The sequence below is a fragment of the Wielerella bovis genome, assembly GCF_022354465.1.
In the GTDB taxonomy this organism is placed as follows: Bacteria; Pseudomonadota; Gammaproteobacteria; order Burkholderiales; family Neisseriaceae; genus Wielerella; species Wielerella bovis.
Window position 1 is genome coordinate 1,770,970 of sequence record NZ_CP092361.1, and the last position, 25,502, is coordinate 1,796,471.

At 43.1% G+C, this 25,502-nt stretch carries 21 protein-coding genes and 1 pseudogene; 9 read left to right on the forward strand and 13 right to left on the reverse strand.

Annotated features, from left to right (window positions below; translation table 11 throughout):
- The first annotated feature begins 7 nt into the window (after positions 1-7).
- From MIS45_RS08645 to glnD, 4 genes are all read left to right on the forward strand, one after another.
- A complete protein-coding gene (locus MIS45_RS08645; RefSeq protein ID WP_249450233.1) occupies positions 8-1,660 on the forward strand; it encodes an ArnT family glycosyltransferase in 1,653 nt (550 codons plus the stop codon).
- A 168-nt stretch (positions 1,661-1,828) separates the two neighbouring features.
- A complete protein-coding gene (gene hprK / locus MIS45_RS08650) occupies positions 1,829-2,794 on the forward strand; it encodes an HPr(Ser) kinase/phosphatase (RefSeq protein WP_249450234.1) in 966 nt (321 codons plus the stop codon).
- The gene (gene rapZ, locus MIS45_RS08655) at positions 2,775-3,620 is read left to right on the forward strand and encodes an RNase adapter RapZ (protein ID WP_249451367.1); all 846 of its coding nucleotides are present in this window, start codon (positions 2,775-2,777) and stop codon (positions 3,618-3,620) included. The genes hprK and rapZ overlap by 20 nt, the downstream gene beginning before the upstream one ends.
- An 84-nt stretch (positions 3,621-3,704) precedes the next feature.
- Positions 3,705-6,239: a [protein-PII] uridylyltransferase gene (gene glnD, locus MIS45_RS08660; protein WP_249450235.1), complete on the forward strand. Its 2,535-nt coding sequence runs from the start codon at positions 3,705-3,707 to the stop codon at positions 6,237-6,239.
- 697 nt (positions 6,240-6,936) lie between these two features.
- Here glnD and MIS45_RS08665 read toward each other — a convergent pair.
- Positions 6,937-8,154, reverse strand: a complete 1,218-nt coding sequence (locus MIS45_RS08665) for an HlyD family type I secretion periplasmic adaptor subunit (RefSeq protein ID WP_249450236.1) — start codon at positions 8,152-8,154, stop codon at positions 6,937-6,939.
- Positions 8,155-8,221: 67 nt separating this feature from the next.
- Positions 8,222-8,872, reverse strand: coding sequence for a TetR/AcrR family transcriptional regulator (locus tag MIS45_RS08670; RefSeq protein WP_249450237.1), 651 nt, complete (start codon positions 8,870-8,872; stop codon positions 8,222-8,224).
- A 199-nt stretch (positions 8,873-9,071) separates the two neighbouring features.
- Between MIS45_RS08670 and MIS45_RS08675 the strand changes: the two genes are divergently transcribed.
- Positions 9,072-10,043, forward strand: coding sequence for a class 1 fructose-bisphosphatase (locus MIS45_RS08675; RefSeq protein WP_249450238.1), 972 nt, complete (start codon positions 9,072-9,074; stop codon positions 10,041-10,043).
- A gap of 249 nt (positions 10,044-10,292) precedes the next feature.
- Here MIS45_RS08675 and MIS45_RS08680 read toward each other — a convergent pair whose 3' ends face one another.
- Both MIS45_RS08680 and MIS45_RS08685 read right to left on the reverse strand, forming a co-directional pair.
- Positions 10,293-11,699 (reverse strand): dihydrolipoyl dehydrogenase, encoded by a 1,407-nt coding sequence (locus MIS45_RS08680; protein WP_249450239.1) that lies wholly within the window; start codon positions 11,697-11,699, stop codon positions 10,293-10,295.
- A gap of 353 nt (positions 11,700-12,052) precedes the next feature.
- A complete protein-coding gene (locus MIS45_RS08685; protein ID WP_249450240.1) occupies positions 12,053-12,802 on the reverse strand; it encodes a glutathione peroxidase in 750 nt (249 codons plus the stop codon).
- A 450-nt stretch (positions 12,803-13,252) separates the two neighbouring features.
- On the opposite strand from MIS45_RS08685, the gene MIS45_RS08690 reads away from it, so the two are divergent.
- Both MIS45_RS08690 and MIS45_RS08695 read left to right on the forward strand, forming a co-directional pair.
- Positions 13,253-14,062 (forward strand): DsbC family protein, encoded by an 810-nt coding sequence (locus MIS45_RS08690; RefSeq protein ID WP_249450241.1) that lies wholly within the window; start codon positions 13,253-13,255, stop codon positions 14,060-14,062.
- A gap of 256 nt (positions 14,063-14,318) precedes the next feature.
- Positions 14,319-14,756: a protein tyrosine phosphatase family protein gene (locus MIS45_RS08695; protein WP_249449360.1), complete on the forward strand. Its 438-nt coding sequence runs from the start codon at positions 14,319-14,321 to the stop codon at positions 14,754-14,756.
- Between the two features lie 114 nt (positions 14,757-14,870).
- Here the strand turns inward: MIS45_RS08695 and MIS45_RS08700 are convergent, their stop codons facing one another.
- Positions 14,871-15,074 carry a cold-shock protein gene (locus MIS45_RS08700; protein ID WP_032137258.1) on the reverse strand — a complete coding sequence of 68 codons (204 nt, stop codon included), beginning with the start codon at positions 15,072-15,074 and terminating at the stop codon, positions 14,871-14,873.
- A gap of 202 nt (positions 15,075-15,276) precedes the next feature.
- Between MIS45_RS08700 and clpS the strand changes: the two genes are divergently transcribed.
- Both clpS and clpA read left to right on the forward strand, forming a co-directional pair.
- Entirely contained in the window at positions 15,277-15,582 is a 306-nt protein-coding gene (gene clpS / locus MIS45_RS08705) for an ATP-dependent Clp protease adapter ClpS (RefSeq protein WP_249450242.1), read from the forward strand.
- On the forward strand, positions 15,579-17,849 hold the full coding sequence (clpA, locus tag MIS45_RS08710; protein WP_249450243.1) for an ATP-dependent Clp protease ATP-binding subunit ClpA: 2,271 nt from the start codon (positions 15,579-15,581) through the stop codon (positions 17,847-17,849). The genes clpS and clpA overlap by 4 nt, the downstream gene beginning before the upstream one ends.
- Positions 17,850-17,924: 75 nt before the next feature.
- Here clpA and murB read toward each other — a convergent pair whose 3' ends face one another.
- The 8 genes and pseudogenes from murB to pilB all read right to left on the reverse strand — a co-directional run bounded on the left by murB (position 17,925) and on the right by pilB (position 25,474).
- On the reverse strand, positions 17,925-18,956 hold the full coding sequence (murB, locus tag MIS45_RS08715) for a UDP-N-acetylmuramate dehydrogenase (protein ID WP_249450244.1): 1,032 nt from the start codon (positions 18,954-18,956) through the stop codon (positions 17,925-17,927).
- A 15-nt stretch (positions 18,957-18,971) separates the two neighbouring features.
- Positions 18,972-19,592, reverse strand: coding sequence for an L-threonylcarbamoyladenylate synthase (locus MIS45_RS08720; RefSeq protein ID WP_249450245.1), 621 nt, complete (start codon positions 19,590-19,592; stop codon positions 18,972-18,974).
- A 73-nt stretch (positions 19,593-19,665) separates the two neighbouring features.
- Positions 19,666-20,145 (reverse strand): nicotinamide-nucleotide amidase, encoded by a 480-nt coding sequence (gene pncC / locus MIS45_RS08725; RefSeq protein ID WP_249450246.1) that lies wholly within the window; start codon positions 20,143-20,145, stop codon positions 19,666-19,668.
- A gap of 52 nt (positions 20,146-20,197) precedes the next feature.
- Complete coding sequence (zapD, locus tag MIS45_RS08730; RefSeq protein WP_249442248.1) at positions 20,198-20,944, reverse strand: cell division protein ZapD; 747 nt, start codon at positions 20,942-20,944, stop codon at positions 20,198-20,200.
- 12 nt (positions 20,945-20,956) lie between these two features.
- A complete protein-coding gene (gene coaE, locus MIS45_RS08735; RefSeq protein ID WP_249450247.1) occupies positions 20,957-21,571 on the reverse strand; it encodes a dephospho-CoA kinase in 615 nt (204 codons plus the stop codon).
- 3 nt (positions 21,572-21,574) lie between these two features.
- Positions 21,575-22,474, reverse strand: a pseudogene (locus MIS45_RS08740) (prepilin peptidase).
- A gap of 9 nt (positions 22,475-22,483) precedes the next feature.
- A complete protein-coding gene (locus MIS45_RS08745) occupies positions 22,484-23,770 on the reverse strand; it encodes a type II secretion system F family protein (RefSeq protein WP_249450248.1) in 1,287 nt (428 codons plus the stop codon).
- A 24-nt stretch (positions 23,771-23,794) separates the two neighbouring features.
- Positions 23,795-25,474 carry a type IV-A pilus assembly ATPase PilB gene (pilB, locus tag MIS45_RS08750; RefSeq protein ID WP_249450249.1) on the reverse strand — a complete coding sequence of 560 codons (1,680 nt, stop codon included), beginning with the start codon at positions 25,472-25,474 and terminating at the stop codon, positions 23,795-23,797.
- Positions 25,475-25,502 lie beyond the last annotated feature (28 nt).

The following is a 25,502-nucleotide window of genomic DNA, read 5'->3' on the forward strand; positions in this document are numbered from 1 at the left end:
CATTGATATGCTCACTTATACCCCCACACGCACTTCAACTTATCGCCAAACACGCGAATATCCATGGGCATTGTTATTATTGGTCTTTATTTGGCTGTGGCCTGGCGTGTTTTCGCATGATTTGTGGAAACCCAATGAACCCATCGCCTACACCATTATTCAAGAAGCCACATTGGGCGCACCTTGGCACCCTACTTTACACGGCAGCGCACATTTTGAAGTTTCGCCGCTGTATATTCAGGCTGCCCTAATTTTCCAAAAATTATTGTCGCCGTGGGCAGCTGATGCCTATTCTGCTGCACGCTTTGCCAGCGTTTTGTTTACCACCATCGGACTACTTGGCAGCGGCATAGCAGGCTACCGATTTTTAGGGCGACACCATGGACGCAGTGTGGTTTTGATTTTGATTGGCTCGGCAGGATTATTACCGATTGGACACTTTATCGGCGCACAATCAGTCTTGTTTGCTGGCGCAGGATTAACCATGTGGGGCTACTCCATCATTCATCGCCAAGTCGCATTTTCTGCTGCATTAATCGGTATTGGCGCAACATTTTTAGCGCAATCCGCAGGTTTATTGATGGCGGCTGCCGTATTGTTTTCAGGCTGCCTGATGTATGCCCACACACAATGGCGCAATAATCGCACACTCATTGCCCTAATTGGCGCAACCGTTATTGCCGCCCCATTGTCCGCCGTTTATCCACTCGCCTTATCTGCCACCAGTACCAGCGCATTTGAATTGTATATACAGCACCATATTTTTGGCAGTTTTGGCGGCACACGCAGTTTTCAGGCTGCCTTTCAGCTACCTTATTATGCAAAACATATTTTGTGGTTCGCCTTTCCCGCCCTACCCCTTGCCGCATGGACAATTTCGCGTGGCAAACTCACACAACAAACATTTGGCATATTTGCCCTTGCATGGCTCGGCGTATTTGGTACCTTACTCGCCATCAATCCACAATCCGACCAAGATTTATTGGTGCTGATTTTGCCACCCTTAGCATTGCTTGGCGCAGCACAACTGGATAATTTGCGACGTGGCGCAGCAGCCTTTTTGAACTGGTTTGGCATCATGACATTTGGTTTTGCCGCATTATTTTTGTGGATAGGCTTTGTCGCCATGAACTACGGTTTTCCAGCCAAACTTGCCGAACGCGCTGCCTATTTCAGCCCCTATTACACCCGTGATATTAATATCATGCCGCTGATTGTCGCCCTCGTATTCACACCAATGTGGTTCATCGCCATCACGCGCAAACGCATTCGCGGTCGTCAAGCCGTAACCAACTGGGCAGCAGGCATGACCTTGGTGTGGGCATTGTTGATGACTTTATTTTTGCCATGGATTGATGCAGCCAAAAGTTATCGTCCTGTGGTACAAAATATGCAAAATGCCTTACCCGAAAATATAAAAGGCAGCCTGAAAAACGGCACAGCGTGTTTATTTATTCATCCCAACTCCGATAATGCCATTATCTCGTGGCAACAATATGGCGACTTACCATTTACCACACGCCAAAACGATTGTCGTTACGAATTAGTCGCGTTTAATCCCAAACGCCAAGCCGCGCCAACAACGGGCAAAATTCTGTGGGAAGGACGCAGACCGCGTCATAAAAAAGAACACTTTGCTTTGGTGGACAAAGGCGCGTAATGGATGCATATAGGCAGCCTGAAACATTTTTTGGAATAAAACCAGTTTTCAGGCTGCCTTAACACCTATATCACAACAAACATCATGCAGCCTGAAAAATATTCTAAAATCCCCTTTTTATCACAATAAATATTGTTTCAGGCTGCCTATTTATCAAAGGAAAAAATCATGCCTAGCGTATCCGTGCGCCGTTTGTATCAAGACAATCAACAAAAGCTGCAAATGTCGTGGACAGCAGGCACGGCAGGCGGCGATAACCGCATCTCCATTGACACCGACCGCCCCGCTTTGGCATTGGTCGGACATCTCAATTTTATCCACCACAATCAAGTACAAGTATTAGGCATCGCCGAAGTTGCCTATCTGCAAAAACTGGAACAAGCCGAATATCCCACCAATTTGGAAGAATTATTCAATTTCCCAATGGCATTGGTGATTGTTGCCAACGATTTGCCTGTACCGCCCAATTTGCGCGATTATTGCCACACGCACAATGTGCCACTGCTCACATCTAAACTGGAAAGCCCATATTTAATGGACGTTTTGCGGATTTATTTGCAGCGCGTGCTTGCCGTTTCTACTGTCAAACATGGCGTATTTTTGGACGTATTTGAAATTGGCGTGTTGCTGATGGGCGCATCGGGTTTGGGTAAAAGCGAATTGGCTTTGGAATTGATTTCGCGTGGACACAGCTTGGTGGCAGATGATGCAGTAGAATTGCATCGCACCGCACCCGAAGTGTTGGAAGGACGCTGCCCGCCCATGTTGCGTGATTTCTTGGAAGTACGCGGTTTGGGCGTGCTCAATATTCGGCATATTTTTGGCGAAACATCTATCCGCCCGAAAAAACAATTGAAGCTCATCATCAACCTGATGCCTGCCGATGATGATTACATGAAAACACTTGACCGCTTGTCTATCCGCACCGAAACAGAAAGTATTTTGAATGTAAAAATTCGCTCGGTAGTATTGCCTGTGGCGGCTGGGCGCAACTTGGCGGTCTTGGTGGAAGCGGCAGTACGCAATTATATTTTGCAGTTGCGTGGCAAAAACAGTACGAAAGAATTTCTGGAACGCCACCAAGCAATCATGATGAAAGATGAGGAGATAAATGATGAAGATAGTATTGATTAGTGGTTTATCGGGTTCGGGAAAAACCGTTGCGCTGAATTTATTGGAAGACAGCGGCTTTTATTGTGTAGACAATTTACCTTTGGCTTTATTGCCTGAGTTAGTATGTTTGCATGAAAAAGGCAGCCTGAAAACCAGTAAATTAGGAATTAGCATAGATGTGCGTTCCAATTTGGATATTGAAGCCGCGCAGTGCATGATTGCCAATTTACGCGCAATGGGACACGAAGTAGAAATCTTGTTTTTGGAAGCAACCGAAGAAGTATTGTTACGCCGTTTTTCCGAAACACGCCGCAGCCACCCATTGAGCCGAAAATATGAAACACTGCCTGAAAGTTTGCAGCGCGAACGTGAATGGTTGTTGCCGTTGCGTAATTTGGCGTATTGTGTGGACACGTCTAAACTCAATGCCCAACAACTGCGGCGCACGGTGGGACAATGGTTGGGCGTAAGTCGTGATGCTTTGCTGGTGGGGATTGAATCGTTTGGTTTCAAGCATGGCGCGATGTTGAATGCCGATTTTGTGTTTGATGTGCGCTCGCTGCCCAATCCATATTATGACCCTGCGCTACGCCCGTTCAATGGCAAAGATAAACCGATTCAGGATTATTTATCGCAACAGCCATTGGTAAGCGAAATGATTGATGACATTGAACATTTTCTACGCCGTTGGTTGCCGCGTATGCAAGATGAAAGCCGCAGTTATGTTACCGTTGGCATTGGCTGCACGGGTGGGCAACATCGTTCGGTGTATATTGCAGAACAATTAGGCAAACGATTGGGGGCGCAATTTCAAGTATTGGTGCGACATCGTCAATTAAATGAATAAAACAGCGTTATCACAAGTAATTTTGTCGTATTTTTAGATAAACAATCTATTTTCAGGCAGCCTGAAAACCCACGAGTCCACACCATGACATCCCACGAAATCCTAATTCACCACAAACAACACGCCATCGCACAATATCGTCGCAATCGCCGCCCATTCCAATTTTTCCGAGCCTACACAAACACGCTGGATACTTGGTTAAAACACATTTGGCACGAACATTTTGGCGACACATCGCCCCTATGTTTGCTCGCACTTGGTGGCTACGGGCGCAGCGAAATGTATCCGCATTCCGATATTGATTTAGCCATTGTTTCGCCCACCGATTTAAGCGCAAATGAACAACAAAATATTGAACAATTTGTTCACATTTTGTGGGACACACAACTTGCGCCCGCCGTCAAATCAGGCAGCCTGAAAGATTTAGCTACCGCAGCACGCGAAGATTTAAGCGCAGACACCGCATTATTGGAAGCCCGTTTTATCGCAGGCAACGCCGATTTTGCCCAACACGCCTTACACATTTTCAGGCTGCAACGCGACACCGTTACCTTCATGGAAAGCAAATTGCTTGAAATGCAACAACGCCACGCCAAGCAACCCAGTCTGACCCTTGAACCCAATATCAAAAATTGCATCGGCGGTTTGCGCGATTTGCACACCATCGGCTGGCTGGTACGCGCCCAAAATCTGTATCCCGATTTAAGCGCGCTCATCCAAAACCAAGTCATTACATCTACCGAAGCCCATTTATTGCGCCGCAGCCACCGCCAACTGGCGCAATTACGCATTGAATTGCATCTTGCCGCTCATCGGGAAGAAGACCGCTTAATCTTTGATTTACAAGGCAACATTGCCGAAACAAATGGCTGGTGTCAGCCCAATAAACAGGCAGGCATTGAACGCTTGATGCACAATTTTTATCGCGCTGCCAAAACCGTGATGCAACTGAACGGCATACTTATCCCCATGCTGCAAGGGCGCGTGTATTCGCCACTTTCACGCATTCGCCACGAAATTGATGCCGATTATTTTCAAGATGGCAATCAAATCGCTGCCTATGATTTGCAATTATTTGCAAGGCAGCCTGAAAACCTATTTCGCATTATTGAATTATGGCAAAATCACAGTAATATCAACGGTATTGCCCCAAAAACCTTACGCGCATGGTGGGCAGCATCACGCCAAATTGATGCCGCGTTTTACCAAAATCCCACCAATCGTGCCCGTTTTCTCGGTTTTTTTCAGGCTGCATCAGGCTTAACCCATGTGATGCGTTTTCTCAATTTATACGGCGTACTCGCACGCTATTTGCCCGAATGGCACAAAATTGTCGGCTTGCTGCAACACGATTTATTCCACATTTATCCTGTAGATGACCATATTTTAATGGTGTTGAACAACGTCCGCCGTTTGGCATTGGAAGAATACAGCCACGAATTGCCCGCCGCTTCCACGTTGATGCACGGTTTTGCCAAACCGCATATGTTGTATCTCGCCGCGCTGTTTCATGACATCGCCAAAGGACGCAATGGCGACCATGCTGAATTGGGCGTTGCTGATGCGCTGCGTTTTGCCCACGACCACCAATTATCCGCAGACGATGCCGACTTACTCGCATGGTTGGTGCGCGAACATTTGCTGATGTCGCAAACCGCACAAAAAGAAGACATCAACGACCCCGAAGTGGTGCAGCGTTTTTGCGAACGCGTGGGCAATCAAGAAAAACTCACCGCCTTGTATTTGCTGACCATTGCTGATATGCGCGGCACCAATCCCAAAATTTGGAATTCGTGGAAAGCACAATTATTAGAAAGCCTGTTTCAGGCTGCCTCTGCACAATTATCAGGCAGCCTGAAAAACGAAAATGATATTGCCGCACGCTATCGCCACGCACAAGAATGCCTGACCGCATTGGGTTACAAAGCACGCGATATACGCCGTTTATTCAACGCATTGGGCGAAGCCTATTTCTCGCGCCACAGCACGCCGACCATTGTGCGCCAATTACCACAAATCGCCGCACACCCCGAACAAGCCATCGCATTAGTGCAGACCATGGAAGATAGCCACAATCTGCGCGCTTTGGTGTATATGCCCAACCGCGACCGCTTGTTTACGCGATTATGCCGCTTGTTTTCGCAACACCAGCTCAACATTGCCGCCGCGCGCGCCTTTGTTACCGCGCACGATTTTATTTTGGATAATTTCATCATCACATTGCCCGAACACAGCAATGAAGATGACCGCAAACGCATTCAAACAACCATAGAAAACGCGCTGCAACGCTTTGTACAAGGCGATATTCCCGAATTTACTGCCAACAAAGCCCAAGCCAGTCGCCGCGCCCGTTTATTGCCGATTGCGCCGATTATCCGCATTCAACCCGATGACGAACACAAAGCGCGTTACACGATTGAAGTGATTGCTGCCAATCGTCCCTATTTGCTTGCCGATTTAACCGAAGTGTTCGCGCGACACAATATCCGCTTGCACTACGCCAAAATCGCCACGCTGGACGAACGCGCCGAAGACAGTTTTTTGGTGGAATGCGCCGATTTAAATCATGCTACCAAACAATTAACGGTACAAAAAGAATTATTGGCAGCGATTGGGTAAATACAGTCGTTTCAAATTAACACAGACAAGGCGACAGCGACTGCCGTGTTACCTATAGTACATAAGGGAACTGGCAGTACTGTATTATTTTTATTTCAAACGACTATAACAAGGTAGCCTGAAACCTTTGCTAAACCTATTCAGGCTGCCTTACAATACACGACAATTTTTTTGAAGTTACCACTAACCTGTTCCCTCCCCCGTCTCCAACAGGGGAGGGCTAGGGTGGGAGAAAATCTGAGGGAAAAATAAATATTGTTGTAAATCAACGAACCACCACCCTAACCCTCCCCTGCCAGACGTGAGAGGGAACAAGTTTCAGGCAACCCAAAGTTTTTGTCGTGTACTGTAAGGCTGCCTGAAAATTCGTAGATTGAATACTCACATATGACAGTTTTTTAATAAAAACAAATATTTACCAAATATAAAATATTGGATTCAAGAATCCGACCTACCGTTTGGTTTTTGCAAAGATTTCAGCTTAAAAATAAAGGCTAATGACACGATACTACACAGTCATTAGCCCCTAATCCCAAGTTTGTATAGTCGTTTCAAATAGTACAGTGTTGCCAATGCCCTTATGTACTACTCGTACACGGCGGGCGTTGTCGCCTTGTCCTATTTTTATTTGAAACGACTATAAATAAACTTTCAGGCTGCATTTTGTATTTTTCACAAAATGCAGCCTGAAAACAATTTATCGTTCACGCAAAGCCTGTTTCAAGCGCGTAATCGGTTTAACTAAATAATTAAACACCGTTTTTTCGCCCGTTTTCACGTCCACTGTCGCCACCATACCAGGGATAATCTCCATCGGTTTACCATTTTTATCCGTAATCGCATTGCCGTCCGTTTCCACCAAAATGCGATAATATTGCTGATTTTGGTCTAATTTCAATTCATCAGCACGCTTTTGATTGCTCAAAGTATCGGGCGAAATCAACGTAACCTTACCATTCAAGCCGCCATAAATTGCATAATCATACGCACTGATTTTCACCACCGCATCCAACCCAGGGCGCATAAACGCCACATCTTGCGGACGAATATACGCTTCTACCAACAATTTATCGTCCAGCGGCACAATCTCCAAAATATCCTGCCCCGCCTGCACCACGCCGCCTACCGTATTGATTTGAATATTTTTGACCACACCACGCAAAGGCGCACGAATTTCGCTGCGTTCCACAGGGTCAGCACGCATCGCTGTATTTTCACGCGCCTGTGCCAACTCTGCTTCAATTTTTACTAATTCATTATTGGCTTCCGCTGCATAATGATTTTGTTTTTCACTGATTTGCAAAGATAAATTTGCTGATTCACGTTTCATACGCAACAATTCCACTTCGCTCATCACACCTTGCGCTACCATTGGCGAAGTGATTGCGATTTCTTGGTCCAGATTACGCTTACTTTCACGCAAACCAGCCACCGTATCCGTCATTGCACGGCGACGCGCTTGAAATGCTGCCGTTTCACGTTGGCGTAAATCGGCAGGAATATGCTCAGCAAACGTCAAATTTGTGCCATACGCTTCCGCTTTCAAACGCGCAATCATCGCTTCCAAATTGACTACTTTAGCTTCACTTTCGCGCAGAATTGCCGAAGAACGGGTATCGTCCAATTTCAACAACACTTGCCCTTTTTCCACCACATCGCCTTCTTTCACTTTCATTTCGGCAATGGTTCCTGGGTCAAGACTTTGTACAATTTGTTCGCGGCTGGACGGAATCACGCTGCCTTGTCCGCGCGTTACTTCTTCCACTGTGCTGAAATATGCCCACGAAACAAATGCAATCATCAACAAAAACAAAATTACCACAACGGAAAACAAACCGCGATGTTTTTCTGTTTGCAATGCAGCATTTAAATCATTAATTAAATGTAAATCGGATTGAGAAATTTTATCGGACATGATTTTTCCATATAAAAAGGCAGCCTGAAAATGTGATTATACTGTTTTCAGGCTGCCTTTTGTGCTTTTAAGATGCTTCTTCTAACAAACACATTTGCTCATCAAATTCTGCAATGTATTTTTCCGTGAGATGTGGACGCAGTAAACTTAATGTACGATACACGCCACGCGCTTTGATTTTTTTCGCAGGACTGTCTGCCCCATATAATGAAATGTCAAAATCAAACCAATATTTGCTAACCAGCCATAAATTAATGGTTAAATTGCGAATCCCCACTTCATCAATGTGAATAATATCTTGTTCCTTCAATCTACCAATTAACTCAATCGCAAGTGGCGAAAACTGTTCATGCGTAAACTCATTGTGCTTGCCCAGCAATTCTCGGTTACGCGTCAGCAACCCATTGACATCGCTGAATAAAAACCGATATTGCCACAAAATATCATAAATCCCTGCAAAATATTTCACGATTTCAATGATATTGTTTGGGTGCTCTATTTCATGCAAATACGTCATCATTTCGTGGCTGTATCGTTTGAACAGTTGCACGATGATTTCATCTTTGTTGGAAAAGTGATAGTACAAATTACCAGGACTAATGCCAAGATGATTGGCAATATGATTGGTACTAATGTTGCGCTCGCCTTGTTCATTGAATAATTGTAAGCTGGCATCAACAATGCGATTATAAGTACTTGGACGTGATTCTTTGCTCATTATATTAGTTTGGATAATCAAAAAATTTAATTAATGGAATTATAATATGTTTTCAGGCTGCCTGAAATACAACAAATCAATTTTTTTATAAATAAAAATGAATATTTATTTCATACGAAAGGCAGCCTGAAACTTGTTTTTGCGCGATAAAATCGCTAAACTTCCATTTTTGACTACATCGTACTACAAGGATGCAATCATGACTACGTTTTCTGAATATTTACACCAGCATGGTGCAGAGCATCAATTAGAACCTGCGCTGTTGGATACCGTTCAAGCCATTGTTTCTGCATGTCAAACCATTAGCCGCAATGTGCGATTAGGCGCATTATCGGGCGTATTGGGCGAAGCGGGTACAGGCAATATACAAGGTGAAGCACAGAAAAAATTGGATGTGATTGCCAATCAAATTTTGATTGATACCTTGCGAAATAATCCAAATGTCGCAGGTTTGGCGAGCGAGGAAGAAGATGATTTTGTTGCAGCAAATGAACAGGGCGGTTATTTGGTGTTGTTTGACCCATTAGACGGTTCATCCAATATTGATGTCAATATTTCCATTGGTACGATTTTTTCGGTGTTGGTAAAACCTTCAGGCAGCCTGAAAACAGAAAGTTTTTTGCAAAAAGGGCGCGACCAAGTGGCTGCAGGTTATGTGTTATACGGCGTACAAACTTTGCTGGTGCTGACGTTTAAACATGGCGTGTCAGTATTTACTTTGAACGAAAGTGGCGAATTTGTACAAACGCATACCGCGCCACAAATCCCTGAATCTACTGAAGAATTCGCGATTAATATGTCTAACCAACGCCATTGGGAGCAGCCTGTCCAACAATATATTGCGGAATTATTAGCGGGCAAAGAAGGGATTCGCGGCAAAAATTACAATATGCGCTGGGTGGCGAGTATGGTGGCAGAAGTGCATCGTATTTTGATGCGTGGCGGTGTGTTTATGTATCCGAAAGATAACCGCGACCCCAGCAAAGCAGGTAAATTGCGTTTGATGTACGAAGCCAATCCTTTGGGTTTGGTAGTGGAGCAAGCGGGTGGTAAAATCACTAATGCGCGTGAAAATATGTTGGATATTCAACCTGTTGGTTTGCATCAGCGTGTAGCAGTGGTATTGGGTTGTGCGGAAGAAGTGGAAACGGTGTGTCAATATCATTTATGATACAAAAGGCAGCCTGAAAATATTTCAGGACTGCCTTTTTATATGATTATCAATAACTTAATCTTATAGCGGATTCAATTTAAATCTAGAAAAGATGACAGCGACCCACCTTGTACATCTGGTACATAAGGGAACTGGCGACACTGTTTTGGTTTAAATTGAATTCACTATGAAACAAATATTTACCTAGTTAAGAAACTGCAAGAATCCGACTTACAGTTTCAGGTTCTGCAAAGGTTTCAGGCTGCCTTACAATTTAGCTGCCACATCACGCAATGCAGTACGCAAACCTTCTTCAATTACAGGATGATAGAACGGCATATCCAACATTTGTGGCACGGTCATTTTTTGCTGATGCGACCATGCTAACAAATGTGCAATGTGTTCAGCGGCAGGGCCAATCGCCTCCGCACCCAAGAACACGCCTGTATTTTTGTCAGCATATACACGCATATGACCTTTATTTACCAACATCACACGGCTACGACCTTGATTTTTGAATGATACTTCACCAATCACAACATCAGACTCAAACTTGTCGCCATACTGCTCTTTTAAGTTAGCATAACGCGCACCTACGGCTGTAATTTGCGGATTGGTAAACACCACACCAATCATACTGCGACGCAAACCTTTGGTAATATTAGGATATTGCCCTGCATTCACACCTGCAATCTTGCCTTGGTCAGAAGCTTCATGCAACAAAGGCAGTTGATTAGACGCATCACCTGCAATAAAAATATGTGGAATAGAAGTTTGCATGGTATATGGGTCAGCAACTGGCACGCCACGAGCATCTTTTTCAATATTAATGTTTTCCAAGCCAATATTATCCACGTTAGGACGGCGACCTGTCGCTGCCAACATATAATCTGCCACAAAGACACCACTTTCACCATCTTGCGACCATTTGACTTCCACTTTGCCGTCCGCATTCAATGCCACTTCGGTTTTCGCATCCAAGTGCATCACCAATTCTTCGCCCAATACTTCAATAGCGGCATTGCGTACAACAGGGTCTGAAATACCACCAATCAAACCACCCAAACCAAACATTTCTACACGTACACCCAAACGTGCCAATGCTTGACCCAATTCCAAACCAATCACACCAGGCCCAAACACCGCCACACTTTCAGGCAGCGTATCCCAAGAGAATACGTCATCATTAACCAATAATTTATCGCCCAACACTTCCCATTGTGGGAAAATCACAGGACGTGAGCCTGTCGCAATTACGATACGGTCAGCTTTGATTTGTGTATGGTCGTCAATTTGAATGGTATGTTCATCAATAAATTTTGCCGCACCCATAATGCGTTTATCAGCATCCCACTCTTCCACATCACTAACTACGAAACCAACAAAACGGTCGCGTTCGGATTTCACGCGGTTCATCACTTCCACGCCATTCACTTGAATAGACGATTTGTCCAAATGTACGCCAAATGGGTCGGTATGCAAAGCATGATGACGCGCTTCTGCTGCGGCAATCAATAATTTTGATGGCATACAACCAACACGCGCACACGTTGTGCCAAAAACATGGCTTTCAATTAAATATGCATTTTTGGTGTGCAACAACGCATTGCGATAAGCACCCATACCTGCTGTGCCACCACCAATAACAACCACATCTGCATTAATTTGTTTCATGATTTTTCCTTTCAATATGTTTATCAAGTGATGCTATTATTAAGCAGAATAAAAGATTTGTGTATTAAATAATTAAATGTGTGATATTGCGTTTCAGGCTGCCTTCATATAATCGTTTAAAATAAATTTTTTAAACGATTATATGAAGGCAGCCTGAAAATACCAAAAATGGCTTGTTCAGGTAGCTTAACTGTTTATTCAATTAAGCTGCCTGAACAAGCCGAAACCGTTCAGGGGTAATTACGCCAGAAAAGGAGGAGAAAACTGTCGTAATTACCACAGATGCGCCAGAAAAGGAGGAGAAAACTGTCGCACCTGTTAGGAGACAAGTGAGCTAATTATAGCAAATTCAATTATTTTGCCAAGTATGCTTCCAACTCTTCGCTACCACCAATGTATTTACCACCGATAAATACTTGTGGCGCAGTTGCTTTACCTGTAATCGCACGAACAGAAGTGATAGAAGCATCACGACCCAATACGATTTCTTCAAATGAGAAGCCTTTTTCTTTCAACAAAGTTTTTGCTTTCGCACAGAATTGGCAACCAGGTTTAGTGATGATAGATACAGACTCATGTGGCACCCAAGTTGGGTCAATGTGTTTCAACATAGTATCTGCATCAGACACTTCAAATGGGTCGCCATCTTTTACTGGCTCAATGAACATTTTTTCAATTTTGCCATCGTTCACAATCATAGAATAGCGCCAAGAGCGGTCGCCGAAACCCAAAGCTTCTTTGTTTACCAACATGCCCATGCCTTTGGTAAATTCGCCATTACCATCTGGTACAACGATGATGTTTTCTGCTTCTTGGTCAGCCAACCAAGCATTCATTACGAACGTGTCATTTACAGAAATACAAATGATGCTCTCTACACCGCGTTTTTTAAATTCAGCGGCCAATTCATTGTAACGTGGCAAGTGAGTTGAAGAACAAGTTGGGGTAAATGCACCTGGCAATGAGAATACAGCAACTTTTTTACCTTTGAACAAATCATCAGTAGAAACATCAACCCAAGCATCGTCTTGACGAGTGTGGAATACAACTGAAGGTACGTTTTGACCTTCCAATTCAGCAGCAGTTTTGATTGTAACTGACATTATTTTCTCCAATAGAGTGTGGTTAATCAACGGAACGGATTATACGAATTTCGCTGTAAAGTCTGCAATTTATAATCACAATAGCTGAAATTATGGAAACCTATATACTTGTTTTTTAGACTCAAGTGTTTTCAGGCTGCATTATAAATAATAGTGTAAAGCAAACTCACACCGTGTTTTGTCACAATTTTTTTAACGATATTCTTTTCTTGTATAGTGAATTCACTATACATATCAACAAAAGTTCTGAAGGGAGGGGAGGAAATAGAAAAACAACAACCACCGTGTAACATTTATAGAGAATTGGCAACTCCATAGTAATTTTATTTTGAACAACTATAAAAATGAATAAGCAGCCTGAATTTGACGATATTTTGCATAAATTGGATTGGTATTTTAAGCTTGATTAGGTATCATGCACCTTATTTTATTTTTGATTGAGTATCATCCATGAAATTTTCTTATACGCTAACCACATTAATCATTGCAACTGCTTTAAGTGCTTGTGGGCAAGCGCCTGCTGCCAACAAAGGTAAACCTGAAGTAGCCAAAACAAATCAAACCAAACCAGCATCCATTAGTCAAGAAGTACCAGCAGATGTTGCCAAAACCATCATCAGCACATTGGAACGCAACTATGCCGACCAAGGTTTAAAAATTGAAAGTGTTAATGGTACACCTATAACAGGATTATATGAAATCGTGGCAAATGGCAAACAAATCGCTTATACCGATGCAAAAGGTGCCTATATGCTGGTTGGTGATTTGATTGAAACATCAGAAGGTCGCAGCTTGACCGAAGAACGCAAAGCCATTTTAAATGCAGTAGATTACAGCAAATTGCCATTCCAATATGCCACCAAAGAAGTACGCGGCAATGGCAAATTGCAAGTTGCCGTATTCTCTGACCCTGATTGTCCTTATTGCAAACGTTTAGAACACGAATTTGCTAAAATGACTGACATCACAATTTACAATTTTATGATGCCAATCCCATCGTTACACCCCGATGCAACACGCAAATCCATACAAATTATGTGTCAGCCTAATCCAACACAAGCATGGACTCAATGGATGCGTGAAAATAAAATGCCACCCAAAGTAGCCGAATGCAAACATCATGTGGCAGAAACCACCGCTTTGGGCGAAAGTCTGGGCTTTAATGGCACACCAACCATCGTATTTCCAAATGGTCAAGTGCAAAGCGGTTATGCACCCATGCCACAACTTCAACAAGTTATTGAAGCCAACCAAAAATAATCTCGGAACAATAGGCAGCCTGAAACCTTGATTGAATTATTTTAGGAGTTAGGGGCTAATGATAGCGTAGCAGTATCATGCACAAATCATCATTAGTCCCTTAAGAATAAAAAGACACATCTCCATAAACAAATATCGCAAGAAATTGTAAACAAAACTTCCCGATACAATATAAAAACGTTAGAATATTCACCTTCTGGTCGCTTGCGCGTCATCCCAGTTCCACCCTAATAATAAAGCAAAGGAAACCGAAATTATGGCTATTGAAAAAATTGCAGATTATTTGTACATATCCAATCAATTAGATGAACGTTTTGCCAAACGCGCAGCGCAATATGGCATCCAAACCGTTATTTGCAACCGCCCTGATGACGAAGAACCTAATCAACCCTCTTTTGAACAAGTGAAAACTTGGTTAAATGCCGTAGGTATTGAAAATGTGGTGTACATGCCTGTAGTAATGGATGGTATTGATGATGCCGCATTGCGAGAATTTCAAGAAACCGTTGCGAAATCCCCTGCCCCTATTTTGGCATATTGTCGCACAGGTACACGTTCAGCAATGATGTGGGCATTGAATCAAACCAAGCGTGGCGTTGAAGTCAATAGCTTGATTAAAGCAGCAGAATTAGCAAATATTGATTTGGAACCTCATCGCTATCGTTTAGAAATTGCTTATAAAAAACGTGGATAATCTATTTTCAGGCTGCCTTTTGAATAAAGGCAGCCTGAAATATAAAATAAAGATGGATTTAATTAAAAATCCATCTTTCGTACTATTTGGTTAAACCTCTTTGTGGTTTTAGAATTAAGCAGCTTGAATATTGGCTGCTTGCTTACCTTTAGGGCCAGTTGTTACATCAAAAGAAACTTTTTGACCTTCTTTCAATGTTTTGAAACCTTCCATATTAATCGCAGAGAAGTGTGCGAACAAATCTTCACCACCTTCATCAGGAGTAATAAAACCAAAACCTTTAGCATCGTTAAACCATTTAACAGTACCAGTTGCCATATAATGCACTTTCTTACAAAAAAATTAAAAAACATAGCAAAAAATCGAGCATTAATAGATTGGTTGGTGTTACTGCAAACAATTTTATTGCGCGTTTTCCGCTGCTGAGCATTCTCACTTATCCGCCTATTTTCGTCAAGAAGTATTTGGGGAAAGTCCAATTTTTCATTAAAATACGCAAAAATACAACAGAAAGAATGTTATGTCTTCCACTTCCACCCATAAACAAATCAACAAACAAAAAATAGCACCACCCAAAAAATATGGCGTTTTTTTGCTGAATGACCACTATACGCCTATGGATTTTGTGGTCAATATTTTACAAGAAATTTTCAGGCTGCCTGAAGAACAAGCAACAGCAATCATGTTGGAAGTGCATCATCATGGCAAAGGCTTATGTGGCACATACACCCGCGACATGGCGGAAACCAAACAACAACAAGTATTAATGCTAGCAAATGAGGCTGGACATCCACTTATGTGTACGATAGAGGAGCTATCGCTATGATTTCACACGAATTAGAACGAATTTTCCAAAATATGTATGAAGATGCGCATGCTGCCCGACATGAATTAGTGGGTTTGGAACATTTATTATTATCATTGGTGCAAGATTCCCCGCAAGTCAATGCCGCTTTACAACATTGCGGTGTAGATACAGCTTTGCTGGTAATACAATTACATGAAAATATTGATGAAAACACACCAACTTATCGCCGTAATGAAAAACAACACGACCCACAACCCTCTTTGGGCGTACAGCGTGTCGTGCAACGTGCCATGATTCATGTGCAACAATCTTCACAAGACCAAGTTTTGCCAGAAGATGTGTTAATTGCCATTTTGGACGAAGAGAACTGCCCTGCTTCCTATTTATTACAATTACATGGCGTAACCCGTTTGGATTTATTGCGTTATTTTTCGCACGGTTCAGGCAGCCTGAAACATATTCCCAAAGAAGAAGAAGATGAAGACAACACGCTCGCCGATAAACCATTGGAAGCCTATACCATCAATTTGAACCACGAAGTACAAGCTGGGCGCATTGACCCTTTGATTGGGCGCACAATGGAAATGGAACGCTTGTTGCAAGTCTTGTGCCGCCGCCGCAAAAACAATCCACTTTTGGTGGGCGAGGCTGGCGTGGGCAAAACCGCATTGGCAGAAGGTTTAGCTTATTTAATTGAACAAAAACAAGTGCCTGATGTATTGGCAAATGCCACCGTATTTGCTTTGGACATGGGGGCATTGTTGGCGGGGGCGAAATATCGTGGCGATTTTGAAGCGCGTTTAAAAGCGGTGCTGAAAGAATTAGCAAAAGTGGACAACGCGGTTTTGTTTATTGACGAAATTCACACCGTGATTGGCGCAGGCAGCACGCAAGGCAGCACGATGGACGCGAGCAATTTGCTCAAACCCGCTTTGGCAAAAGGGCAATTACGTTGCATTGGTGCGACCACTTACGAAGAATTTCGCACGGTGTTCAGCAAAGACCATGCTTTGAGTCGCCGTTTCCAAAAAATTGATATTGTTGAGCCGAGTGTGGCGGAAACGGTGCAAATTTTGCAAGGTTTGCGCCCAATGTTTGAGCAACATCATGCAGTGCAGTATTTGGACGAAGCGTTTCAGGCTGCCGCCGAATTGTCCGCCAAATACATTAACGAGCGTTTTTTGCCCGATAAAGCCATTGATATTATTGACGAAGCGGGCGCGGCGCAACGAATCAGGCAGCCTGAACACCGCGCCACGCAAATTGATAAAACAATTATTGAACAAGTCGTCGCGAAAATTGCGCGCATTCCCGAAACCACCGTGTCGCACGATGACAAACAAATTTTGAAAACGCTGGCGGCAGATTTGAAAGCGCAAGTTTTTGGGCAGGACAATGCGATTGAAGCCCTTGTTTCGGCGGTAAAAATGTCCCGCGCAGGTTTGGGGCTGCCTGAAAAACCGATTGGCAGTTTTCTTTTTAGCGGGCCAACGGGCGTGGGCAAAACGGAAGTGGCGAAACAATTGGCGCATTGTTTGGGCGTACCATTGCAACGCTTTGATATGTCTGAATATATGGAAGCGCATGCAGTGTCGCGTTTGATTGGTGCGCCCCCTGGTTATGTGGGTTATGAACAGGGTGGATTATTGACCGAATGCGTGAATAAACAACCACATATGGTCTTATTATTAGACGAAATTGAGAAAGCCCACCGCGATATTTACAATGTCTTGCTGCAAGTGATGGACGCAGGCAGACTGACCGACAACACAGGGCGCAGCGCGGATTTTCGCAATGTGATTATCATCATGACCACCAATGCGGGCGCGGAAGCCTTGAGCCGCCCTACTTTTGGTTTTACCAGCAAACGCGAGCACGGCGATGAAATGGTAGACATTAAAAAACAATTCACGCCCGAATTTCGCAACCGTTTGGACGCGATTATCTCCTTTGCGCCGCTTTCACCCGAGATGATTGTGAAGGTGGTGGACAAATTTTTGGTGGCTTTGGCAGACTCGTTGGCTGCGAAAAATGTGGTGGCGGTGTTTGGCGAATCCATGCGTAAGCATTTGGCTGAAAAAGGTTTTGACCCACAAATGGGCGCGCGCCCAATGAACCGTTTGATTCAGCAACAAATTCGCAAGGCGTTGGCAGATGAATTGCTGTTTGGGCGTTTGGTGGACGGCGGCAAAGTGTGGGTGGATTGGGACGCGGATAAGCAGGAAACAAAATTATCGTTTACAAAACCGCGTGTTAGCCGCAAAAAAATTGCAGAGGCAGCCTGAAAACCACTTCTAGCAAATTAAAATCGCACAAAAAGGCAGCCTGAAATGTTTCAGGCTGCCTTATATATTTCGCGCTTAATTTTCAGGCAGCCACACAGGTTCGGGGTGTAAATCTATCGCAAATTTTTGTTTGACTTGTAAACAAATATAATCCGAAAGCGCACGCACATCATCTGCAGTAGCATTATTTTTATTTATTAAAACAAGTGCTTGTTTATCATGCACCGCCGCACCGCCAATTTGATAATTTTTCAGGCTGCATTGGTCAATCAACCAAGCGGCGGCAAGTTTCACGTTGCCATTATCTTGCGGATAACGTGGCATATTTGGATAGGCAGCCTGAATATTATCTGCCAATTTTGCGGATACAATTGGATTTTTGTAGAAACTACCCACATTGCCCAGTATCGCAGGGTCTGGCAATTTGCTGCGGCGAATTTGACACACCGCGTCCGAAATATCTTGTGCGGTCGGTGTTCGCTCGCCACAATTTTGTGCCAATACTTGCGCCAAATCGCCATATTGTACTTGTGGCACGCATTCGGTAGAAAGTGCGAAGGTAACCGCTGTAATCACGAAACGTTTTTTGCCTTCGTGTTTAAAAAAACTATCGCGGTAGGCAAACTGGCAATCTGCATTAGATAAAGTAATAAACGCTTGTTTTTCAATATCAAAACATTGTACGCTATGAATGCGGTCTTTGACTTCCACACCATACGCGCCAATATTTTGTACAGGCGATGCGCCCACTGTACCCGGAATCAAACTTAAATTTTCCAAGCCCGACAAGCCCATTTTGAGTGTGGTTTGGACAAAATCATGCCATATTTCCCCTGCCTGGGCTTCCACCAAAACCATGCAGCCTGAACGCGAAATTTCACGAATGCCGCGCGTTGCCATGCGTACCACCAGCGCAGGAAAATCTTGCATAAACAATACATTGCTGCCACCACCCAACCAGCAAACGGTATGCATATCAAATTCAGGCTGCTGGCATAATTGCGGCAAATCTTGGTTACACGTCAATTCGGTGTAATACGCGGCGCGTGCGGGTAAGCCAAATGTGGTGTATGGCGTAATATCATGATTCTTTTGTATGCTAAACATGGTTTCAGGCTGCCTTTATAAACCAAATAAGGCAATATCGCCTTTGCCTTGACGCACCAATTCTATGCCATCGGTCATATCAATAACGGTGGTCGGTTCTGTACCACACCAGCCGCCATCAATAATGACATCTACGGCGTGTTCTAAACGGTCGCGGATTTCGTATGAGTCGGTCAATGGTTCTTCATCTTCGGGCAACATCATGGTGCAAGACAACAGCGGTTCGCCCAATTCTGCCAATAAAGCGCGTGCGATAATATTGTCGGGAACGCGTAAGCCGATGGTTTTGCGTTTGGGGTGCAAAGTACGGTTGGGTACTTCTTTGGTTGCTTGCAAAATAAAAGTGTAGCTCCCCGGTGTGGCAGCTTTGAGTTGGCGAAATTGGCTATTATCCACTTTGGCATAAGTGCCCAAATCGCGTAAGTCGGCGCACACCAAGGTCAAATGATGTTTTAAATCTATTTGTCGGATAGACAAAATGCGTTCCATCGCGGCTTTATCGCCCATCACGCAACCAAGCGCATAACAAGAATCGGTGGGATACACAATTACACCGCCATTTTTGACGATTTCTACCGCTTGTTTAATCAGCCGTTCTTGTGGATTTTCTGGATGAATCGCAAGAAATTGTGCCATATACAGTCCTTATATCATCAATAGATAAGGCAGCCTGAAAGTTTTTTCATCCTTTCAGGCTGCCTTTTTATGTTTATTTAGTGCTTGTTTTTAAATAATGTTCCAAAATCGCCAATGAATATTGTACGGCTTGCTGACGAATTTCTTCACGATTGCCTGAAAACTGAAATTGCTTCGCCCAAATGCGCTGTTTGGTCGCAAAACCAAACCACACCATGCCAACAGGTTTGTCTGCCGTACCACCATCGGGTCCTGCAACACCCGAAATACTTAATGCGTAATCGCTTTTGGTGTTGATGAGTGCGCCCAAAGCCATTTCGCGCACCACTTCTTCGCTTACTGCACCATAATGGCGTAAAGTTTCAAAGTTTACATTGAGCATTTGCTGTTTGGCTTTATTAGAATAAGTAATGAAACTTCGGTCAAAAAAAGCGGAACTACCTGGAATACTGGTTAATGCAGCAGATAATAATCCGCCTGTACAAGATTCGGCGCAGGTAACAAATTGTTTGCGAGCCGTGAGCTCGGCAGCAATATATTCTATGCGAGTCATGTGTTTTCTCTTCTTTTAATTGTCAATTTTTTTAGGTAGCCTGAAAAACAAATTACTTATTAATCGCATCAAAACTACACATAATAATTTTAAAATCAATGTGTTGTTCAACAGGCTTACCACGCATACTTTCTTGATTGGCTTGCACAAAACGCACATGTGTGAAATATTTATTAGCAGATACTTCGGGCAACACATTGGCTTCAAATGGCACTTCAATCGTCATCAAATGCGTATTGTGCGGCAAAGTATTGTGTTCATACGTTCCATTCTTGGCACAACATTCAATAAATGTTTGATTTTCACGCAAAATTTCCAAAAGAACATTGGTCGCGCGATAAGTCGGCATCATGATTTGACTCCATCGTTGCAAATCGCTGCGGCGTTGTTCAGCAGTTTTTTTCTGCCAAAAATAATAGCTAGGCAATTCCACAGGTGTTGTGCCACCTGCCACCACTATGCGCTGCTTCAATGCCATCAACCATTCATTTTCGCGGATATGCTGACCAAACTTTTGTTGCACATCTTGCAAATCTTGCGCTGCTTGATTTAATCGCTCCAACAGCTCATGATGATTTTGATTGCGCCCAGCTTGGCGTTGGCGTTCCAATTCTTGCAAAATATCCAACTTCAATTCTGCACGCGAAGAACATTCCATAATTTCAAACAGCGAACTCAATGCAACGTGATGCGACCATTTATCATCGCTGGCAGTAGTATGGTTGAAGCGATTGAACAGATGTTCGATGCGTATCAAACTGCGGACGCGCTCGGAAAGGGGGTGGTCAAAACGTAACATAGGCTTCTTTCTCTATTTTTCAGGCTGCCTGAATGTATCTAAATAATACAAATGTTTTTCCAAAACAGCATTTTGCAAATCTTTCAGGCTGCCTTCATTGTAGATAATGTCATCGGCAATCGCAGCGCGTTGTGCATCGCTGGCTTGTGTTGCCATAATCGCACGCACCATTTGTTCACTTAATTGACTGCGTTGCATCACACGATACAACCTGAAAATTTCGTTACATTCTACCACTAAAATCCGCGAAACAATGCGTTGAAAATGGAGATTTTCAATTAAAGTGGGAATTTCTATCACACCATAGGCAGCCTGAAAAGTATCTTTTTGTCGCTGTATTTCTTCTAAAATCAAAGGATGCAAAATAGCTTCTAAACGTTGGCGCGCTGTTTTATCTTGGAAAACCAAATCACGCATATAAGCTCGATTCAGGCTGCCTGAAACGCTGATGGCATCATTGCCAAATGTATCAGCAATTTGCTGTAAAGCGATGCTACCCACTGTTTCCGTTAATTGACGTGAAATCGCATCTGCATCTATAACAGGTACACCCAAAGCAGAAAAACAGGCAGCGGCTTGACTTTTGCCGCTGCCGATTCCGCCCGTCAATCCAATCCAAGCGGTCATGGTTTAAAATCCTGATTTAGTCAGCCACCAGTTAATTGCTTTTCCTGCTGAACTATGGAACAAAAATACGACCCAACCTGCCACAGCCAAACAGGGACCAAAAGCCATAGCTTGGTCGCGTGTATATCGTTTGAGCACAAAAGCGATGATACCAACAATGGACGAAGCCAAAATAACCATCGGCAAAATTTCTGTCCCCAACCATGCACCGATGGCTGCCAGAATTTTGAAATCGCCATAGCCCATACCTTCTTTACCTGTAAACAATTTGAATAAATGATATATTGTCCACAAGCTCATGTAACCTGCGATTGCACCCATTACTGATTGTTGCAAGGTAATAAAATCTGTATACCAGTTAAATACGATACCAAACCAAACCAATGGTAAAGTCAGCGTATCCGGTAGGATTTGTTTATCTGCATCAATAAAAGTTAATGCAACTACAAATGCAGTAAACAGACATGCACCAACGGTAATACTAGTTAGACCATATTGCCATGCCATTAAACCAAATAATACACCTGTTAGTGTTTCTACCAATGGATAGCGAATGCTAATCGGAGTTTTACAGGTATGGCATTTGCCACGCAATATCAACCAACTGATAATGGGGACATTTTGCCAAGGTTTGACTGGCGAACCACAACTGCTACAACGAGAAGGTGGGGTAATTAAGTTAAACTTACCAGTCTAGTCGGCAGTTAAGCGAATGTGTTCACGAACGGTTTGTGCTGCATTTTCAGGCAGCGTATTCAGAAATTTATCGTCTAATTTTAACTGTTCACGTGCTGCAATATCCCATTCACGTTCCAGCATAATGGGTACACGATAAATAACCACATTCAAAAAACTGCCGATGAGTAAACCCAAAATAACGGCTAAAATAATTGCTATATCCAATTTTTTTCCTTAACCGATGGCATCGCCCATGCTGAACAGTGGCAAGTACATCGCCACCAGAATAACACCGACAATACTACCCAAAACTACCATAATAATTGGTTCCATCAAAGAAGATAGAGTAGCAACAGCAGTATCCACTTCTTCTTCATAAAATTCTGCTACTTTGTTCAACATATCATCCAAAGCACCCGATTCTTCACCAATAGATGCCATTTGCACCACCATATTTGGGAATACATTGGCACCTTGCATCCCCGAAGTCAAAGAAATACCTTGGTTCACTTTGCTGCGAATTTCATGTGTGGCTTCCTCGTAAATAATATTACCGCAGGCACCTGCCACTGAATCCAATACTTCAACTAATGGTACACCTGCTGTAAACAAGGTTGCAGTTGTACGCGACCAGCGTGCAATGGTAGCTTTCATCACAATCTCACCAAAAATAGGCATTTTTAATAACCAACTGTCTACCCGTTTTTGGAAAGCAAAAGAATGTTTATGAAATTGAATTAAGCCCCAAGTACCCAAAATTAATCCAGGGATAATAATCCAACCTTTTTCCACAAAAAAATCAGAAGCATTCATCATCCATTGTGTTAAACCTGGTAATTCAGCTCCCAAGCCTTCGTAAATTTTCTTAAACGATGGCAATACAAACATCATCATTACCAAAATCAAAGCAACTGCAACCACCATTACTGCAATGGGATATGTTAAAGCACCTTTCACTTTTTTCTTAATGGCTTGCGTTTTTTCTTTATAGGTTGCTAATTTATCCAGCAAACCTTCCAATACACCACCAGCTTCGCCTGCTGCAACCAAATTGCAATAAAATTTATCAAAATACGCAGGATGTTCAGCAAAGGAATCACCCAAAGATTCACCTTGCTCAACTCGGTTACGAATATCCATCAACAAATTTGTCATATTCGCATTTGGATTACCTTTTGCCACAATATCAAATGCTTGCATCATGGGCAAACCCGCTTTCATCATAGTAGAAAGTTGGCGAGTAAAGATGGTAATATCAGCTTGTGTGATTTTCTTCGCACGCGCCTTTTTCATTTTGGTTAATTGCATCACTTTAATGGAGCGACGCGCTAACTTCTGACGTGCCTCATCTTCGTTTTTTGCAACCACCTCACCGCGAACAATATTTTCAGTCTGTAAGTTCTTACCTTCAAATTGATAGCGGTTACCTTTTTCTTTCTTTTCAGGTTTTGCTGATTTTGCTGCAGTTTTTTTCACTGGCTTTTTCGCGGCGGATTTTGCCGATTTTCTTGCTTCTGCCATTTTTTTTCCTTTATATAATGAATATTATTCGTTTGTGGTTGCAATAACTTCTTCCAAAGAAGTAATACCTTGCATAACTTTCAGTAAACCTGAACGACGCAAATCTACCAAACCATCTTCATATGCGATATTAGCAATATCCACCTCCGTACCACCACTCATGATGACAGCTTTCATTTTTTCAGACATTTTCATTACTTCATACAAACCTGCACGACCTTTATAGCCTTTACCTTTACAAGCATCACAACCCACAGGACGATACATTGTCCAATCTTGCGCTAAATCCTCCTCAGTAAAGCCTACTTCTAATAAAGCCTTTTGAGGTGGACGCTCCATTGGTGCTTTGCAAGCAGAACACAAACGACGTGCCAAACGTTGTGCCATAATCAAGTTCACCGCCGAAGCAATATTAAATGGGGCAACGCCCATATTCAACATACGCGACAAAGTAGCTGGTGCATTATTGGTGTGTAAGGTTGAGAACACCATATGACCTGTTTGCGCTGCTTTAATCGCAATATCCGCCGTACCTAAGTCGCGAATCTCACCAATCATAATCACATCAGGGTCTTGACGCAGGAATGCTTTTAAGGCTGCCTCAAAAGTTAAACCTTGTTTATCGTTTACGTTTACTTGGTTAATCCCTGGTAAGTTAATCTCCGCAGGGTCTTCTGCAGTAGAAATATTGATGTCATCGGTATTCAGAATGTTCAAACAAGTATAGAGAGAAACCGTTTTACCCGAACCCGTTGGACCTGTTACCAACACCATGCCGTATGGACGATGAATCGCTTCCATAATTAATTCTTTTTGGAAAGGTTCAAAACCCAACTGGTCAATATTCAGGCTGGCTGCATCTGAGTTCAAAATACGCATCACGACTTTTTCACCAAACAAACACGGCATGGTGTTCACACGAAAGTCAATCGCTTTGGTATTTTTAGAAAATTGCAACTGAATACGTCCGTCCTGCGGTACACGTTTTTCAGAAATATCCAATTTTGCCATTACTTTAATACGCGATGCCAACTGGCTACGCAATTGTAAGGGTGGTTGCACCACTTCACGCAATACACCATCGGTACGGAAACGTACACGCGCCATAAATTCGTAGAACTCAAAGTGAATATCAGATGCACCAGAAGTAACCGCGTCATGCAAGATTTTTTGAATAAACCGTGCGACAGGACCATCTTCTTCTTCCTGCCCATCCACAATCATAGTCTGTTTGGCTTCTTCTTTATTCACCTCCATGCCCATTTCTTTGAGCAAAGCAGAGTTACTTTGACCAAACCATTCCAACACAGTAGTTAATTGGTCATCACGCGCGATGACCAAATCCACTTGCAAACCGCTGGCAAATACCGCTTTTTGTACATTTTGAATTTGTGTAGGATCTGAAACAGCGAAGAACACTTTTCGACCACGTTTTAACACAGGAATCGCACGCAATTCTTGCATTTGTGCTTCATCAATCAAATCTTGCACAATCGCACTGCGTGGAAAATAGTTTAAATCCAACATCGGATAGTTGAATAAAGACGAACACAATTCTGCCAATGCTTCAGGCGAAATAATTTTATCGCCAAACACCAAAGGTAAAACAGGTTTGTTTTCTTTGATAGCCGTTTGATATTTTTCAATTTTATCTTGTGGGACTAATTTTTGTTGCACCAAGACCCGCAATAAACCTACGCTCATAAATACTTCCTGTTGCTGTATTTTGTCT